This window comes from Granulicella sp. S190 (assembly GCF_009766095.1).
In the GTDB taxonomy this organism is placed as follows: domain Bacteria; phylum Acidobacteriota; class Terriglobia; order Terriglobales; family Acidobacteriaceae; genus Edaphobacter.
On record NZ_LMUD01000023.1, the window covers coordinates 112379 to 129399 of the forward strand.

General features: G+C 55.4%; 10 protein-coding genes. 4 read left to right on the forward strand and 6 right to left on the reverse strand.

Annotation, left to right across the window (positions count from 1 at the left end):
- Positions 1–211 precede the first annotated feature (211 nt).
- Positions 212–4600: an S-layer family protein gene (locus tag GSQ94_RS13820; RefSeq protein WP_158944460.1), complete on the forward strand. Its 4389-nt coding sequence runs from the start codon at positions 212–214 to the stop codon at positions 4598–4600.
- A 382-nt stretch (positions 4601–4982) separates the two neighbouring features.
- Here GSQ94_RS13820 and GSQ94_RS13825 read toward each other — a convergent pair whose 3' ends face one another.
- Both GSQ94_RS13825 and GSQ94_RS13830 read right to left on the reverse strand, forming a co-directional pair.
- Positions 4983–5642: a response regulator transcription factor gene (locus tag GSQ94_RS13825; RefSeq protein ID WP_254063868.1), complete on the reverse strand. Its 660-nt coding sequence runs from the start codon at positions 5640–5642 to the stop codon at positions 4983–4985.
- Complete coding sequence (locus GSQ94_RS13830; RefSeq protein WP_158944461.1) at positions 5608–6741, reverse strand: PAS domain-containing sensor histidine kinase; 1134 nt, start codon at positions 6739–6741, stop codon at positions 5608–5610. The genes GSQ94_RS13825 and GSQ94_RS13830 overlap by 35 nt, the downstream gene beginning before the upstream one ends.
- 615 nt (positions 6742–7356) lie before the next feature.
- Between GSQ94_RS13830 and GSQ94_RS13835 the strand changes: the two genes are divergently transcribed.
- Positions 7357–10803, forward strand: coding sequence for a carboxypeptidase-like regulatory domain-containing protein (locus GSQ94_RS13835; protein WP_158944462.1), 3447 nt, complete (start codon positions 7357–7359; stop codon positions 10801–10803).
- Positions 10804–10843: 40 nt separating this feature from the next.
- Entirely contained in the window at positions 10844–11869 is a 1026-nt protein-coding gene (locus GSQ94_RS13840) for an acetamidase/formamidase family protein (protein ID WP_158944463.1), read from the forward strand.
- A gap of 283 nt (positions 11870–12152) precedes the next feature.
- Here the strand turns inward: GSQ94_RS13840 and GSQ94_RS13845 are convergent, their stop codons facing one another.
- Both GSQ94_RS13845 and GSQ94_RS13850 read right to left on the reverse strand, forming a co-directional pair.
- Positions 12153–12632: a glycoside hydrolase family 30 beta sandwich domain-containing protein gene (locus tag GSQ94_RS13845; RefSeq protein ID WP_158944464.1), complete on the reverse strand. Its 480-nt coding sequence runs from the start codon at positions 12630–12632 to the stop codon at positions 12153–12155.
- A complete protein-coding gene (locus GSQ94_RS13850) occupies positions 12629–13294 on the reverse strand; it encodes a hypothetical protein (protein WP_158944465.1) in 666 nt (221 codons plus the stop codon). The genes GSQ94_RS13845 and GSQ94_RS13850 overlap by 4 nt, the downstream gene beginning before the upstream one ends.
- On the opposite strand from GSQ94_RS13850, the gene GSQ94_RS13855 reads away from it, so the two are divergent.
- Positions 13293–13541 carry a hypothetical protein gene (locus tag GSQ94_RS13855; RefSeq protein ID WP_158944466.1) on the forward strand — a complete coding sequence of 83 codons (249 nt, stop codon included), beginning with the start codon at positions 13293–13295 and terminating at the stop codon, positions 13539–13541. The two genes, GSQ94_RS13850 and GSQ94_RS13855, sit on opposite strands and share 2 nt — an antisense overlap.
- A gap of 404 nt (positions 13542–13945) precedes the next feature.
- Here GSQ94_RS13855 and GSQ94_RS13860 read toward each other — a convergent pair whose 3' ends face one another.
- Entirely contained in the window at positions 13946–15424 is a 1479-nt protein-coding gene (locus GSQ94_RS13860) for an aminotransferase class V-fold PLP-dependent enzyme (protein ID WP_158944467.1), read from the reverse strand.
- The gene (locus GSQ94_RS13865) at positions 15425–16837 is read right to left on the reverse strand and encodes an amino acid permease (protein WP_254063869.1); all 1413 of its coding nucleotides are present in this window, start codon (positions 16835–16837) and stop codon (positions 15425–15427) included.
- Positions 16838–17021: the final 184 nt, after the last annotated feature.

The window sequence follows — 17021 nt, forward strand, 5'->3', positions numbered from 1 at the left end:
TCCAAGGGGGCTGACCAGTTCCTGTCTTGGCTCCTCTCACAATCAAGTCAAAGGGATAGCTATCAGCAGGCATTAAGCTTACGGCATCTACAAGGAGTTGGGGCACTCCATCGCAAGCCAGGTTGGAAAGCTCGGTGCAAGCCAAGCAAAGCCTGATGTCAATGTGCAAAACCCTTGCAGAAAATTGCGGTTTCGATATGATGGGCTTCTCATGAAATTCTTTAGCGGCCCCTTGCTCTGGACGATTTGTGTCTATTTCTGTTCGTTTTCTCTTTCAGGCTGTTCCGGCGGCGGGAACAGCTCCGGAGCTGGTGGAGGCACAACGACTCAGCCTGCTCCTGCGGTGACCTCGATCTCGCCCACGAAGCTGACTGCGGGCGCCGGCGTCACCATTGTAACTATCACTGGAACAAATTTTACGTCTGGCTCAACCGTTAAGGTTAACGGGGTGTCGGAGACGACTACGTATGTGAGCGCCACACAGTTGACCGCTTCGGTTCCTGCCAGTCAACTTGCGTCCGGCGCAAATCTTTCGATCGTCGTATCGAATGGTTCGACAAGCAGCCCGAGTAGTGACACAGTCAGTCTCGAGGTAGACAATCCCGCCCCTGTGATCGCCAGCTTCTCGCCGTCTTCGCTACTAGTAGGCAACGCAGCGACCCTCTCCATCAGTGGTACCGGTTTTGTACCGACGACAACGATCCAAGTCAATGGCGCCGCGCGGACGACGGCATTCGTGAGCAGCACCCATGTCAACGTGCCGCTTACCGCAGCGGACGTTGCCGCCGGTGGTGCGCTTTCGATTACGGCAGTCAACAATGCGCCGGGTGGAGGCACCTCGTCCGCGGCTTCGGTTCCGGTGAACAACCCAGCACCGACGATCACGGCGATCTCTCCTTCCAGTGTGGCAGCCGGAACCAACACGCCGACGACCGTTACGGTTGCGGGAACAAACTTTGCTGCCGGGTCCACGGTGATGGTTGGTACCACAGGCCACGCCGCGACGGTGATCAGTGGCAGCCAACTGACGTTTCAGCTCTCGGCGGCAGAGCAGGCTGCGGCCGGCAAACTGGCGATCACTGTGGTCAATGCGGGGGGCACCTCGAATGCCGTGAGCCTTACGGTCGCCACGGCTGCTTCATTGACTCCGACGCTGACTGCCGTAAATCCAGCCAGCTTCATCACTGGCGCAGGTGACAGCAACCTCAAGCTCTCTGGAACAAACTTCGACTTTAGCTCCGTCGTGCAGTGGAATGGCGCTTCATTGGTGACAAGTTATCAAGCAGGGGGGTATGGTGCGTATCTTTCAGCAGCAGTGCCGGCAGCCCTTCTGGCTTCCCCAGGTACGGCCAGCGTCACCGTGGAGAATCCAGCTGCCCCCACCCCAACCTCGAATGCACTCTCAGTAACGATCACGAATCCGCCGGTTCCGACACTCACTTCGACGACCCCGGGATACGGCGCGATGAATACCGCTTTCCAAGTGACAGCATTAGGAACTGGATTCGCTTCAACGAGCGTGGTGAACTTCAGCGGAACACCACTAACGACGACATACAACTCGTCAACATCCCTGTCGGCCAACGTCCCGGCCAGCCTAGTGGCAGCTCCGGGAAGCTACTCGATTACGGTGACTACCCCTGCACCAGGCGGCGGGACAAGCACCGCCCAAACCTTTTCCACTTACATTCCCCTCGTCAGCAACAGCATGATCTACAACCCGGCAGACGGAATGATCTACGCATCCATCCCCGGGTCTGTGGGCGCGCCGATGGGCAACTCCGTTATCTCTGTAAACCCTGCGACGGGGGCGATCGGAATGCCGATCTTTGTCGGAAGTGAGCCGGACAAGCTTGCTTTGACTGCGGATGGAAGCTACCTGTGGGTGGGCCTGGACGGCGCTTCGTCAGTGCGAAAGGTCGATCTAACTGCGAACACGGCGGGGCTGCAGTTCAGCCTTCCAGCAGTAAACGGGGGAATTTATGATTCGCCCGCAAAGCCCCAGGCTCTGGCCGCTTTGCCGGGAGCTACTGACTCTGTTGTCGTCGCGCTAAGTAACTCGAATCTGATCTCCAATGTCGGTCTCGCGATCTTCGACAGCGGTGTGATGCGTCCTAATGCAGCTCAAAATACGATCTATGATAACGAGATTAATGCGATTCAAATAGATCAGAGCAGAAGCGAGATCTATGCGGGCGGGTCGGGTGCATACGATACTTACACCTATGCCAGCAGCGGACTGACGCAGAAGGTGGCGCTGACCAATATCAGTCCCGCGTCGAGCTCGCAGGATGAGATGCAGTTATTGTCGGGAAAGATATATACCGACTTCGGGCAGGTGTATGACGCCGAAGCCGGAGCACTGCTCGGTACACTCTACGCTACCGGCCAGACGATCGCGCAGGGCCCAACCATTGCGGATGCGACGCAGGGAAAGATCTTTACCCTCGACAATTCTATGGGGCAGGGCTACAGCGGGTATAACCAGATTCAGATCTTCAACCTGAACGACTACACATCACCAAGACCCGCAATTCCAGTCAACGCACCCTATCTGGTGGGCAATAACTCCTACCCTTCGAGGTTAGTGCGGTGGGGCGCCAACGGGCTCGCCTTCCACACCGGTATTGGCATCTTCACGCTGCAATCCAATCTGGTGGCCGACCTGGGATCGACAGTGGCGGATCTGGGAGTAACGCTGACATCGGGTGGTTCAACCGCGACAGGCGATAATACCACTTACACCGCGCAGATCACCAATAACGGGCCTTCGACCGCGACTGATGTCGTTGTGACGGCGCAGGGTCCTTTGACGGGTAGCGTTGTATCTGCTGTCCCGAACCAGGGGAGTTGCGGCGTAACGAACGGCGTCTCCTGCTCGTTTGGTAGCATCTCCAGCGGAGCAACGGTGTCGGTCACCTTCACGGTGCTGCAGGCCACGGCTGGTACATCGACGATGGCAGTGAGTGTGTTCGGATCGACGACCGACAGCAACAACGCAAACAACTCGGCGACCAGCTCAGTTACCGTTACAGGCGCCAGCTACAATGCGGCTGCCGTGCTGACCTCGATCAGTCCGGCAGCAATCCAGACTGGAACTACGGACGCTACCCTGACAGTAAATGGCACCGGGTTTGTTAGTGGATCGACGGTCATGCTGGGCTCTACGACACTGTCGACGACCTTCGTCAGTGCAACTCAGCTCACAGCCATTGTTCCCGCTTCCAACTTCAAGTCAATGGGATGGGCCCCAGTCACGGTTTCGACGCCTGCGCCCGGCGGAGGCACATCAGCTCCAGTCCCGCTTACGTACTTCGACGTACTGACAGTCGGCTTAAATCACATCGTGTACGACCCATACTCGCGCAACCTGCTGGCCAGCGTAGGGTCCGGCTCAAACACTGTGACGGGAAATTCAATCGTAGCCATCCAGCCGGATACTGCGACGATTGGGGCGGCCGTTCCCATCGGAAGTCAGCCGACGAACCTTGCTCTTACCTCTGATGGGCAGATCTTGTACACGATTCTCTCCGGCAGTCAGAGCGTAGCGCGCTTCAACATGCTGACCGGGCAGGCCGACTACACGTATCAAATACCTTCGAACTCCAGTTTTGACGGCGGTATTACGTTACGTGGTATTGCAGCGCAGCCGGGCACAGAAAACACCATCGCCCTCGACATCGCTTCCTTTACGGGCAATGCGATCTACGACTTCGATCCGGCGAATAAGACGGCAGCGATCCGTGGGCAGGCCAGTGGCCCCTACAGTGGCTCCTGCATCTCCTTCCTGGACGCTACGGACCTCCTGGCGTTCGACACGGACACGAGCGGCTCTACGCTGGATCACTACACCGTGACATCTGCGGGCTTCACCTACTACAACTACTCGCAATACACCGAGTCGACTCTCAATAACTTCGGCTGTTTCAAGCTAAGTGGCGGGCTTGCCTTTGCGAACGGCGGCGGAATTGCTAATCCGGCGACAGTCCCGGCAACCCAGGTAGCTACCTTGAGCGGTGCCAGTGGTGGCGGCTTCTCCACCTCACAGGCTCTCGCGCCGGACAAGTCCTTGCAGCGAGCTTTCTATCCGGCGATCAGCTCATCTAGCTACTACTCGAGTTCTGCCGACGGCATTACTGCCTTCGATCTGAACACCTACCTGCCGACCACAACCATGTCGCTCAATATGCCGGTCATCGAGGGCTTGACCAGTGGCTACTCTCAGGTGGATATCGTTCGCTGGGGACAGGATGGCTTGGCGGTACTAACTTCAACTGGGCATATTTACCTGCTGCGCGGCGCAGCCATTGTTCCTGGACTGATGATAGGTAGTGGTACTGTTGCGACCTTAAGCTCTGTCTCTTCGGCAACGCTTTCCAGTGGGTCGGGCAATGTTCTGCTGACCGTAACCGGTTCAAATTTTGCGCCCGGCGTTGCGGTTACCTGGAACGGTTCCTACCGGACGACGACCATCGTTGATGCCACACATGTTACGGTTGCGATACCGGCAAGTGATCTGGCCAGTCCCTCTGCTGCAACCATAGTAGCGACGAACCCCGGCTCCTCGGCGTCGAACTCGTTGCAAATCACAATCAACTAGCCGATCTTCAGAACGCAAGCGGAAATCCATCAGAGTGACTGATAGAGGGGAGTAAATTGGGATTGTGATGTCGCTTACTAGCGACTAAATAGCTTCTTCGTTTTCTCTGAATCAATTCGATAAGTCATGCCGCGGCAGCCGCGCTTCGATTTCGTTCTGTGGATGTTGCACTTGTTCCTAAGGCAACAGTTCACCGTCGACGAGGTATAACTAGCTAGATTCGATGAGTCGCAAGAACTCATTCAAACTTAGAATTTCGAATCGTCTATCAGGGCCGACCATTCTTCTTGGCTATTTATTTCAGCTACTTACAATCAGACGGACCATGGAGCGACATCATTTCACCCGACCGCTTCAGCCCGTCCCTGAAGGTTAGGTTCAGTCATAGTTTGAGACTAGCCACAATATCGTGATGCATTGCATAGTGAACCAGATCCGCGATGGATTTGAAATTCAGCTTTCGGTTGATATTGATGCGGTGACACTCCGCAGTACGAACACTGATCTTCAGCTCATTCGCTACTTCACGACTAGTCATACCCGTCGCAAGCAGCGCAATAATCTCCTCCTCTCTTCGCGTAAGAGGTGAAGCGAGCCTGGACATTGGCGTCTGCGCATCTTGAATACGGCCCGTCGTAGAAAATCGACGTGAAACATCTTGTGAAAAAAAGGAGCGGCCCCGTGAGACCGCCTTGACTGCTTCGACTAAGTCTTGTTCCGCATCGCTCTTAAATACCAGTGCAGAAGCGCCGCTACCGAGCAATTGCAGAAGAATTGCATCCGAGTCATGCATCGTGAGGAATATGACGCGGGTTGCAGCAGAAAGGCGATTCAGTTCCAAAGATACCGAAAGACCATCCAGGCGTGGCATCGAGCAGTCAAGTATCGCGATATCTGGCTTATGTTGACAAGCAAGCCGAATTGCTTCGATCCCGTCAGCTGCTTCGCCAATAACATGCCAGTCGCTCTCTACCGAAAGTAGATCGCGTATTCCTCTCCGAATCAGTTTATGGTCGTCGGCGATCAAAATGCGGAGTGTCATAATGTCTCCTCCTTTCGAGGTCGATGGGCAGGCTGGCCGAAATCGTCAGACCGTTCTTCCGATGTTGCACTTCTAGAGCGCCACCGAGTTGGTTGAGGCGCTCCCGCATCCCTTCAATCCCCGTACCAGAAGACCTACGAGGAACACCCGGCGAGTCTTTGTCATGATCTCCAATCTCTTCGTTTGCCATCGTCAGCTTGAGCCAGTTGGAGTGCCACTGCAGCGAGACACGAACCCGTAGGCTGTGAGAGTGTCTGAGTGTATTAGCAAGCCCCTCTTGCACAATTCTGTAAAGAGTCGCTTCTACTTCGCTCGGCAGTGAGCCAAGATCCCCGCACAGCGAGAGTTCCACGTCCACTCCGCTTCGGTCCTGAAAGCCCTGAGTAAGGTCTTCGATCGCGGATGCCAGATCCGCTTCGTACAGAAAAGGCGGATGTAAAAGATACGACGCACTGCGAATCTTCTCCGAACACTCCTGAGCAAGCTGCCGCGAATACTCAACTAACTCCCTAAGAGGCTCCTCGCCACCCTCCACCAAACGTGTCAGCCTGTTCAGGTTCCAATTCAAGGCAGCCAGTTCCTGTGAGGTGGAGTCGTGTAAATCTCGCGCGATGCGTCGCCGCTCTTCCTGTTGAATGATGTCGATCTTCCCGGCTATATGGCGAGACGCATGAACGCTTCTATTGCGTTCGGTAATGTCCTGATACAGTCCGTACACCCCCATCACCTGACCGTTCACGATGAGCGGCACCCCGTAGATTTCAACGTCTACGATCATGCCGTTCTTCTGTCGTCTCTGAGTAACGCAATGGGTGTGGGTCCCTTGCATCACAAGCCTGGTTAGCCGGGCAGCCTCCTCAGCAAAACGAGGCGTACTGATGAGATCGTCTAGAGTTGAGGCGGCGAGCTCTTCTGAGCTGTATTTGAAGAGACGCTGAAATGCAGGGTTGCAGAGTGCATAGCGATGAAAGGAATCTAGTACGACGATTGCAATTGGACTGTTTTCTATAAGCGCATGGAGATAAATAGAAGAACAACCGCTATCGTCTTGAGAAAATGAGGCCCCCAGATGGGCTTGAAGATACTCGCTTCCTTGCATCGTTACCTCCCCTTGCAGTCAGCAATAAATAAGGCGGTTCGGAATAAGCTAAAGCTACCTATCTAGCCAAATAAGCTGGATGAGAATGAGATCAAATTGGGCTAGAGCTTTCACAGAAGCTCGACATCTTTATGTCAATGACGGGAGATATCTAAATATATCAAATACTAGATCCGATGATAAGACCGCAAACTCATCCGAGCTTCCGGACGCTCTAAGTGTCCCCGAAACAACAGCTTGCGTGGCTGCCATTTCACAAGCGATACCCCATCGATGATGACCTGCTGAAAAGCATTCGGCCCAAATCAAGATCTGCGATTCTGGCCATGGTTGTCGATTACAAGATCCGTAGATATACGGATGCCCTCAGTACATCTACTAAGTGAATTTTACGAAAAACTGCAAAACCCGCGAATTACATGCGTTTTCCAGTTGTTCCGTGCAATTTCGCTCGCTGTAGCCGAATAGTATCGGGTTATTCCTTCCGTGTCCGAATCTGCTTGAGTCCGCCAATCAGTGCAATCAATGCGACGAGAGACCAGTGCCGGTTTTTTTCGGAACGGCCGTCGCGATACAGCGAAACCTGCGGCAAAAAAACAATTCAGCGAGGTATGCATGTCAAAAACTATTGTCAGATTAACCCTCATCGCCCTTAGCGCTGTATTGTCCCTCTCCTCCCAAAACTCCAGTTTGGCTCAGACCCAGACTACTGGTGCCATCAGTGGTCGTGTAACAGATACGACGGATGCGATTATCGTGAACGCAACCGTCATAGCGAAGTCAAAGGCCACCGGCGCACAAAGCTCTGCTGTCACGGATCAAAATGGAAGCTATCGCTTTTCCCTCCTTCCTCCAGGCGCTTATGAACTTCGCTACACTGCGGCAGGTTTCAAGACAGAGCTTTCTTCGAATGTAGTGGTCACCGTAACAGAGACCAGCGTGATAAACACGAGGCTTGACACTGGACAACAACAGGAGACGGTCCAGGTGGATGCCCAGGGCGCACTTCTGCAATCGAATAACGCAACTTTGGGAACGACCGTACAGGGTTCAACGATCCAGGCGCTTCCGCTTGCGGGCCGCAACTACACCCAGGTCCTCACGCTCTCCGGCGGTGTCGTCGGAGCTGTCAACAACGCTGCTGAGCTTGGCCGGGGAACGATCGATGTCTACGTGAATGGCGCGAGCAACATCAGCAACAATTTTGTGATGGACGGCGTAGACATTAATAACTTCGGCAGCGGGCGAGGCGGAGACTTCGTTCAACAGGGCGGAATCCCTATTCCAAGTCCGGATGCCATCGAAGAGTTTCGCATTCAAACCACACTCTACGATGCCGGCTTTGGCAGAGACGCCGGCGCCAACGTGGAAGTAGTCACCCGCTCCGGCACCAACCGCCTTCACGGATCTGCCTGGGAGTTTCTCAGAAACAATATCTTCAATGCCAACGACACCTTCTTGAAGCAGCAAGACAAGCCTCGTCCGGACCTCAAGCAAAACCAGTTCGGCGGCAGCATCGGCGGCCCCATCCTCCGCGACAAGTTTTTCTTCTTCGGCTCCTATCAGGGGACACGACAGGTCAACGGTTTAAGCTCCAGTTCTCTCGCCTCATTGAATCTTCCAAACCTTTCCAGCAATCGCACTGCCGCAAGTATTGGCGCAGCATCCTGTGGTCAATCGACAGCCAATGGTGGCGTACAGGTTGCGTGTGACGGATCCAACATCAGTCCCGTCGCCCTCAATCTCCTGAACTTGAAGAACGCCGACGGTAGCTATCTCATTCCCTCGCCAGGTACAACATCCACTTCAGGCTCCAATCTAGCGGTCTTTAGCATTCCCGGAAGATACACAGAAGACCAGGTGCTGGCCAATCTCGACTACCAACTAACACCGAAGCATCGCCTGAGCGAGCGCTTCTTCTACTCCCGTGATCCGCAGACAGATCCATTCAGCAGCTGCAGTCCAAGCTGCCCTCCAGGATTTGCCCTCAAAACCCAGTTCACCAATGACGTGGGCTCGCTAAAGCTAACCTCTGCGCTCACCCCCTCCTTTCTCAACGAAGCCTTTGTTGCTCTCATTCGTAACACCGGCGTACTCAACAGTCAGGCGTCCATTACAGATGCGTCACTTGGGCTCACCCCTAGCGACCCTGACTTTCCTCTCCTGCCAATCATCTCCATTCAGGGATTGTTCAGTCTTGGTGGCGGTTTCAATGACTTTTCCAACTCTGCCGTCAACACATACGAAGGATCGGACCAAGTCTCCTGGAACCATGGGAAGCACACGATTCGAGCAGGCTTCGACTACGAGCGGCAACAGTTCAACTTCCACGATCCAGGTCCGCGCCGGGGCTACCTCGAATTCCTATCCTTCCCTGACTTTCTACTTGGCATGAGCGCGGCACAAAACGGAAGCAGCCAGAGTAACCTTTTTCTCAGTGAGGGCATTGCAGGCGACATCTCGAAGAACTTTACTGCCTACGACATGTCTGTCTTCGTTCAGGATGACTACAAGATCTCGTCGCGGCTTACTCTCAACGCAGGACTTCGCTGGGAGCTGAACAGCAACATCGGAGAGTCGGGCGGACGGTTGAGCAGCGTGATCCCGAGCCTGCTCACTCCCAATGCGAACCTTACTGCGGCAGGAGATTTTGCTGGATGGGTCGTGCCGAACAACTTCGTCGGAGGAGTCCCCACGGGAGTAACTCGCCTCGGCGGTAACACCGTCACGAATGATGATCTTCCTCTGCATAACTTCGGCCCTCGCGTTGGATTTGCCTGGCTGCCCTACGCAGACGGAAAAACCTCGGTGCGTGGCGGATATGGCGTCTACTACACTCGTCCCAACGGCAACGCGACTCTTCAGGTGCTCACAGCCCCGCCCTTCGTAGGGTTTTCTACCCTCGTCGGCGGGGGGAATGCGGCTGCGACCTTCGAGAACCCATTCAACCCTCAACCAACCCCGGGATCCTTCCCCCTACGCACTCCTACCTCGCAGAACGCTGCGACGATCATCGCTCAGAACTACGACTCTCCGATGACGCAACAGTACAACATCGACGTTCAGCAACAGCTGTCCCCTTCGACAGTCTTCGACATCGCCTATGTCGGTACGCGTAGCACCCGCCTGCTTGAGAGCCGCAACATCAACGAAGCACTCTTCGCCAGTCCGGATGCACCCATCAACGGTGTAACAACGAATACCATCGCCAACGTTTCGCAGCGTGTTCCTTACCTTGGCTTCTCGCCGGGCGGCCTGGACCGCATCGAGTCCTATGGCTTCTCGATGTACAACAGTCTTCAAATGAGCATCCGTCGCCAACTCAGTCGCGGCATCCTCGTGCAAGGTTCGTACACATGGAGCAAGGCACTCACCGATGTTCAGGGCCTCGGCACGAACGCTGTCTTTACCGGCGGCAGTGGCGACAGCAATGATTCGAACGATCGTCATCAGCGGTTTGGACCTGCGGCATTCAACCGTCCCCAGCGCCTCGTCGTCGCCTATCGCTGGGAGCTTCCAAAGTTGCGCAACTCGAATCTCGTCACTCGTCAGGTGGTTAACGGTTGGGCCGTCTCGGGAGTAACGACCATCCAGGCCGGCGATGCTCTGACCATCACAGACTCCACCCTGGGCTCCATCTTCGGCTCAGTTAGCTCGGCCCGTGCACAACTCTGCCCCGGGATGAGCGCAGCCAATATTCAAACTCGAGGCAGCGTCACCAGCCGCCTTACCAACTACTTCAACACCAGCGCATTCGCTGACTCTCAAACCGGATGCGCGCTGCCCGTCATAGGTGACGGTCTCGGATACGGCAACAGCAGTGTCGGAACCGTGCGCGGCCCCAGCCAGGACAACACCGATCTCACCATCTCGCGCGACTTTGGAATCTTCGCTCCTGCAGAGCAGCGCAAGATCGAATTCCGGGCCGAGTTCTTCAACGCCTTCAACCACGCTCAATATTCTGATCCGGCAACTGCTCTCGGACCAGGCAGCTTCGGGACGATTACTAGCAGCTCCGTTGCTCCTCGTCTCATCCAGTTCGCCTTGAAGTACCAGTTCTAGTCAGCGCGCCTACCCAACCCGCTTCTAAAGGAAGATCGAAATGAAGGCTTTACCTCTAGCTGTAGGCATTCTCGCGATATCGAGCTCCGTGCTCTCCCAGTCTCCAGTAAAGCAGTTGCTGGCGACACCTTCCACGGTGGTGTGGGGGTACTACTGGTCTCAGGCCCATCCCATCCTCACGGTCCACTCCGGCGACACTGTCCATATGCAGACAGTGTCGTCCTGCGGACCGCCGTCAGAGCTGATCAAGGCGGGGGTCAAAGAGCAGGACGTCCCGCAGTACTACAAAGACATCTATCAGGAGGTTAAGGATCGTGGACCCGGAGGCCACATTCTCACCGGACCAGTCGCAATTGAGGAAGCTGAGCCCGGCGATGTTCTCGAGGTGCAGATCCAAAGCATCACCATCGACACTCCATACGCCTGTAATGTCTTCGGTCCCAAGAGCGGCTTCCTCCCGGAAGACTTCCCGTATAGCAGTTACAAGATCGTTCCGCTGGATCTTGACCGTAACGTCGCGAACTTTGCCAAAGGAATTGAAATTCCTCTCCGCCCGTTCTTCGGCAGTATGGGCATTGCACCGCCTCCAGCCGCAGGCAGAATTGACAGCGCTCCGCCCGGCGAACACGCCGGCAACATGGACAACAAAGAGCTCGTCGCCGGGACGATCCTCTTCATCCCCGTGCATGCGAAGGGGGCTCTCTTCGAAGTCGGAGACGGCCACGCCGGTCAGGGAAACGGCGAAGTCGACATTACAGCTCTTGAAACATTTCTCTCAGGCACATTCAAACTGGTTGTTCATAAAGACCGCCATCTCGATTGGCCAATGGCCGAAACTCCTACCAGCTATATCCTTATGGGCTTCAGCCCCGATCTCGTGCAAGCCACGAAAATGGCCGTCAGGAACACCATCACCTTTCTCACGACCGAAAAACACCTTAGCCGCGATGAAGCCTACATGCTGTCCAGCACTGCGGTTGACTTCGATATCACGGAGTTGGTCGATGGGAACGTTGGCGTTCACGCAATCGTGCCCAAGCGCCTCTTTGTCTCTTCGACACACTAGATAGAGTAAAGGCACCCGAGAGGGTGCCCACTCAATATGGTTACAGTTACAATCCAGCGTTGTTCAGTACCGAATTATCGTAGTTTTTGACACTCGGGTCGCCTAAAGTAAGAGGAAGATCACCGTGAAGCTTTGCGTAGGTTCGACACGGGGCGTGCGCTCTAAATTGCCCGATCCCCGATCTCCCTGGGCGATGGCTCGCCCCACAGATCAAACCACGAAGTCGTCCAAGCTCTGGCCGGCTTCGCCACCGTTGGGGACCTGTCGCTGCCTTCGATGATGATTATGCCTTCGGTTCGTGTCCGCGTGGCCAAATATAAGTGGCGAGGGACTGCGCGGGAAGCGGCATATAAAAGGATTTGCCGTTCCAAGTTACAGCGAAATCTGTTGTGTCGGAACGATTGTTAAAGACAAGCAGGACAATGGAGTCATCAGTATTTTGGAACGCCACACTCTCGAGGCTTTGACGGCCGAGTGAGGAGAAATGGATGTGGACAGCTCCCAGGTGAACGAACTTGCTGGCCTGAGCTAAAGCGTAGAAGTCGCCGGTGTAAGTGATCGTCGGGGGCTGTTCCTTGAAGTTGACTGTTACGAGGCCGCGGCAAGTCCCGCAGCCACCGGCGTGAGGGTTATGATCGCTGTCAAGAATTACTCCCCATAGTGAAACTGCCTCGGCCCAGTTACGTATGCTATCGATAAGCAGATGGGTAGTGACGGCAAGTGGGCTCTCCTTTTGCCAGGTCCCGCCCGAACACTCTGTCATCCAGATGCCTTTGCTAGGAAATTTTCATGGATCACAGATTGTGCGCTGGGATCACCGCCGTAGCAATGCATCGCGGACCCGGCAACAAAGGGGCCGGCGGAAGAGTCAGAAAGAATTTCGAGCGGATATTCGGGATGATCCCAGTTGTGGTCATAGGCCAGCACCTCGGTATCTAAGCCGGCCACGCGCATACCTGGGCCGAGATAGCTACCGATGAAACGCTTCTGCTGATCAGCGAGCATCAGGCTCCCAGGAAAGTCCTTGGTCTCGTGGAGTGGTTCGTTCTGAACCGAAAGATGCTTCACGGGAATACCATTCTTTTTGAAGCTTTCAAGAGAGCGGAGAAGGTAATGTGCAAAGACGGACATGGACTCTTCACGAAGAGAGCCTCCTGTCATTGAGTCATTCGTCTTCATCCATGCCGGTGCGTTCCAGGGTGTAGCCATTACGGTAATTGAGGGGTTGAGTTTGAGAGAATCGCGCATGATGGGGAAGACTGAGGCGTCGTCGTGCGCCGTGGAGAAGTGTTGAAGATCGGGGTCTTGCTGGCCTGCTGGAAGGTCGTCGTAGCTATATTGGTCGCGAGGGAGATCGGTGGAGCCGATCGGCAGTCGCACAAAGCTCAGGCCGATACCGCGACGGGGATCGAAGAGGCGTGTCATGATCTGCTGGCTCGTCGCGGGCGATGCGATCGTGCAGCAGCCACGCGGAGCCTTCGACCATGGAGACGCCAAAGCCGTCCATGGTCTGGAAGCGCTGTTTGTCGTCGACTTCAATGATGAGCGATGTAACGGGCGTCTGCCGAGAGAATGCGACAGTGGGCTGCTGTTTGAGTGCCTCAGACAGATCGGCTGTAGTGCGGAAGGAGTGCACTGTCTGCGCGAAGCAAAGTGGGGAGATGAAAAATAACAGTGCAGCAGTGCGCAGGCGCGGAGATGTGAGCACGATAATTTCTCGATATACCTTACGAAGATGCAGTGCGAAACAGAGAACGCCCGCCATAGAACAGTATTCAGAGTGGCAAAATGAGGACATAGAGAAAGATTACCGAGCTATCGCGGCAATTGCGATAGCCGGGCAGACACAAGCCCATCCATTTACGACAGCTTCGACTCGTCCCCTGAGTGATATCCGGGAGACACCGGAGCGGTCGTCTTTCAAAAAGAAGGTGCACGAAGGTGAAGGAGCGATAAGGCCTCGGTCCACCCGCACGGCAAATTCGAAGCCGGAATGCCACGGCAACGCAGACAGCGAGCACCCCAATCTGATGGAGTCCAGGGACACCTGAAGGTTGACGAGATTGCTCTTCCGCTCTACGCCAGAGCCTCTTGCGCGGCTGGCACGTTCTCTTCCAGATACGTTCCAATAATCCTGAGCGTTTCATCCACGATCGCCGCGGTCGTTCTGACGTTCAGGATGGCAATCCGTGCGACTGTCCGTTCATGGACGCGCGTCGTGGAGAGGTGGACACGCCCGGTTCCGTTGGCATATTTCACTAACTCCTCTGTCGCGATGTCGTCGTCCATCGTGTTTCCGCTTTCAGTGCGACAGTAAAATCCGACGATTGACAGATCAGGATCAGGCAGAACACTAATCTGAGGCATCTTCTGCAACTCGTTATAGGCATGTTCCGTAAGATCGAGCTTCTCATTGAGAGCATCGCGAAATGGCGAAATGCCGTGTAGATGAAGTGGCAACCACACGCGCAGACCGCGGTTGGGCCGTGTCAGCTCGGGGCTCATGTCGCGAAACTCGGGCAGGAGCGCATCACTCGGATCAGGGCATGGCACGTCGCGAAGGCAAAACGCCTCCACGCCAGAGTGCGCCCTGGAAAGAATGGTTCTATCCCGCACCAGCAAACATCCCGTCCCGAAGGGGAGAAACATGCTCTTATGGAAGTCAACGACGAGCGAGTCGGCGTACTCGATTCCCGCAAGACGTTCTTTCCCACGTTCCGTAAGCTGGAAAAATCCGCCATAGGCACCATCGACATGGAACCAGAGTTGTTCCTCTTTCGCTACTGTGGCGATCTCCAGGAGTGGATCGATGGTTCCGACGTTGGTGGTTCCCGCGTTCGCGGCTACGCAGAAGGGAATGAGCCCCGCTTTGCGATCCTGAGCGATCATGTCACGCAAGGCTTCTACATTCATGCGCAGATGTTCATCCGTGGGAACGAAATGAAGCGCTCTGGCGGGAAAGCCTGCCAGACGCATCTCCTTCGAGAGGCAGGCATGCGTCTGGTCCGTGGTGTACACGACACCGTCGAGGAAGTTCTCGGGGAGGCGAGCGTTTCGAGCGCAGACGACGGCAGAGAAGATCGCCATCGAGGCTCCGGAGGTCAAGAAGCCTCCTGAGGTCTCAGGGAGCCCCATCAGAGAAGCAACCCATCGAAGCACCTCTGCCTCCAGGGCGACCATGGCAGGGGATGCCGCGCTTACGGAGGTGTATCGGTTGAATATGCCAGAGATGAGATCCGCGGCTGCGGAAGAGACGAGGCCGCTTCCCGGGATAAACGCGAGCGCTCCGCCGCCAGCCGTATTCGTATCGTTTTCGGCTGCCTGCACAATTATATCGAGCAGCTCGCGAAGGGGCCGGCCGTGCTCCGGAGGAGGTTGAAGCGTTACTGCGGCGTTCTTGTTGATGAAGGTGGTGGCGTCGGGAGGAAAGGCCACTCCGGAATCGGGAAGGCGATCGAGAAACGCAGCGAGTTCGGGGATGATCTCCGCCATCATCGTGGTTAAGTCTTTACCGGCGAGATCGAGAGGGTTTCTTGTTTTTACGGTGGACAGCATTTAGTTTCCTTGAGTCGTTGCGGGCTTCGCGGAGCTCTTCGCGTAGAATGCCGCAACCAAAATGACCAACCACAATGTGATGATGTAGAAGGTCGTTCGTGTCGTAGAATTTGCTGCGATCATCACGGCGATCACAGCGATTGCGAGGATAATTCCCCAGTTGGTGTAGGGAGCGCCGGGCAGTTTGAATTTAACTTGTGGAGTCAAGACATCGTAACGGCTCTTCCAGTAGTTGAAGTGACTCAACATGATGGAAGTCCATACCCACAGAACGATCCAGGCTACAGCCGAGAGCAGATAACTAAAGATCTTATCGGGAATCAGATAATTTAACACGACCCCGGCCATCAGGAAGGCGCCGGAGAGGGTAACCGCGAGATAGGGAATGTTTCGCAGGTTCAGCGTTTGCAAAGCCTTGGGCGCATCGTCGACCGAGGCCAAGGCGCGGAGGGTTCTGCTGCTTCCATACAGTGCGGCGTTGCTTGCAGAGAAGAAAGCGCTGACGGCCACAAAGGTCACTGCGCCTGCCGCCATCTTAAAGCCTGCCTGGCTGAGAAGGAGTACAAAGGGGCTTCCCTTGGGTTCGAGGGTATTCCAGGGGTAGAGCATCATCACGATGGCGAGAGAGCCGACGTAGAACAGGTTGATCCGGAAGAAGACGCCGTTGATGGCTCGCGGCACCGTGCGCTCGGGCTGTTCGGTCTCCGCCGCGGCGAACCCGATGATCTCCGTTCCCCCGAAGGAGAAGATGACGAGCGGCAGGGCTGCGAGCAGGCCGGAGAAGCCGGCAGGCAGGATGCCTCCGTGTTGCCAGAGATTTCCGACATGCGCCTGGGAGCCTGCGCTGCCAACTTTGAAGATCAGGACCGATGCCCCGCACAGAAGCACAAGGATGATCGTGATGACCTTAAGGAGAGAGAGCCAGTACTCCGATTCGCCGAAGGATCGCGGGGTACGCATGTTGATGGCGTAGAGCATCATCGTGGCACAGAGCGCGGGAATCCACTGAGGAAGGCCGGGATAGTAGCTGTGGAGAAGGACGCCGATTCCTGTGATTTCAGCTGTACCGACCAGCAAAAGGGCCAGCCAGTAGGACCAACCGGTGATGAAGCCGGCGAGAGGACCAATGAAGCGGGTAGTATAGGTGGCGAAGGATCCTTGGGAAGGATAGGCGAGGGTCAACTCTCCGAGAGCGCGCATGACGAGATAAATCATGCCGCCGGCCAATAGATAAGCGAGGAGAAGTGCCGGGCCTGCCTGCCTGATGGCCGCTCCGGAGCCCAGAAAGAAACCGGCTCCAATGGCGCCGCCGAGGGCCATCATTTGAAGATGGCGATTTTTAAGACCGGTAGATGGTTGAGTTTTAGAGTCGTTCGGATCGCCAAGCTTAGCTGTAAAAAATTGCTGTTTCAATGTCGTTAATGTGTGTTCCGTTCTGTTGATTCCAGCCGTTCAAAGGGCCGCTCCTTAATTATAACGCTACTGGTGCATCTACCGTCTGGTGTCGATAGGACGTCAAACAATTGAATCGACCCTGCGCAGGAACTCAGCGCAGCCCCCTTTAGAATCATTTGGACTACAGAGGTCCATCGGCATA

Bases quoted from the DNA above. Each gene is read 5' to 3' on its own strand.
- GSQ94_RS13835 (WP_158944462.1), top strand. From the start codon at position 7,357: ATGTCAAAAACTATTGTCAGATTAACCCTCATCGCCCTTAGCGCTGTA.
- GSQ94_RS13845 (WP_158944464.1), bottom strand. From the start codon at position 12,632: ATGACAGAGTGTTCGGGCGGGACCTGGCAAAAGGAGAGCCCACTTGCC.
- GSQ94_RS13855 (WP_158944466.1), top strand. From the start codon at position 13,293: ATGATCTGCTGGCTCGTCGCGGGCGATGCGATCGTGCAGCAGCCACGC.
- GSQ94_RS13830 (WP_158944461.1), bottom strand. From the start codon at position 6,741: ATGCAAGGAAGCGAGTATCTTCAAGCCCATCTGGGGGCCTCATTTTCT.
- GSQ94_RS13860 (WP_158944467.1), bottom strand. From the start codon at position 15,424: ATGCTGTCCACCGTAAAAACAAGAAACCCTCTCGATCTCGCCGGTAAA.
- GSQ94_RS13850 (WP_158944465.1), bottom strand. From the start codon at position 13,294: ATGACACGCCTCTTCGATCCCCGTCGCGGTATCGGCCTGAGCTTTGTG.
- GSQ94_RS13820 (WP_158944460.1), top strand. From the start codon at position 212: ATGAAATTCTTTAGCGGCCCCTTGCTCTGGACGATTTGTGTCTATTTC.
- GSQ94_RS13825 (WP_254063868.1), bottom strand. From the start codon at position 5,642: ATGACACTCCGCATTTTGATCGCCGACGACCATAAACTGATTCGGAGA.
- GSQ94_RS13840 (WP_158944463.1), top strand. From the start codon at position 10,844: ATGAAGGCTTTACCTCTAGCTGTAGGCATTCTCGCGATATCGAGCTCC.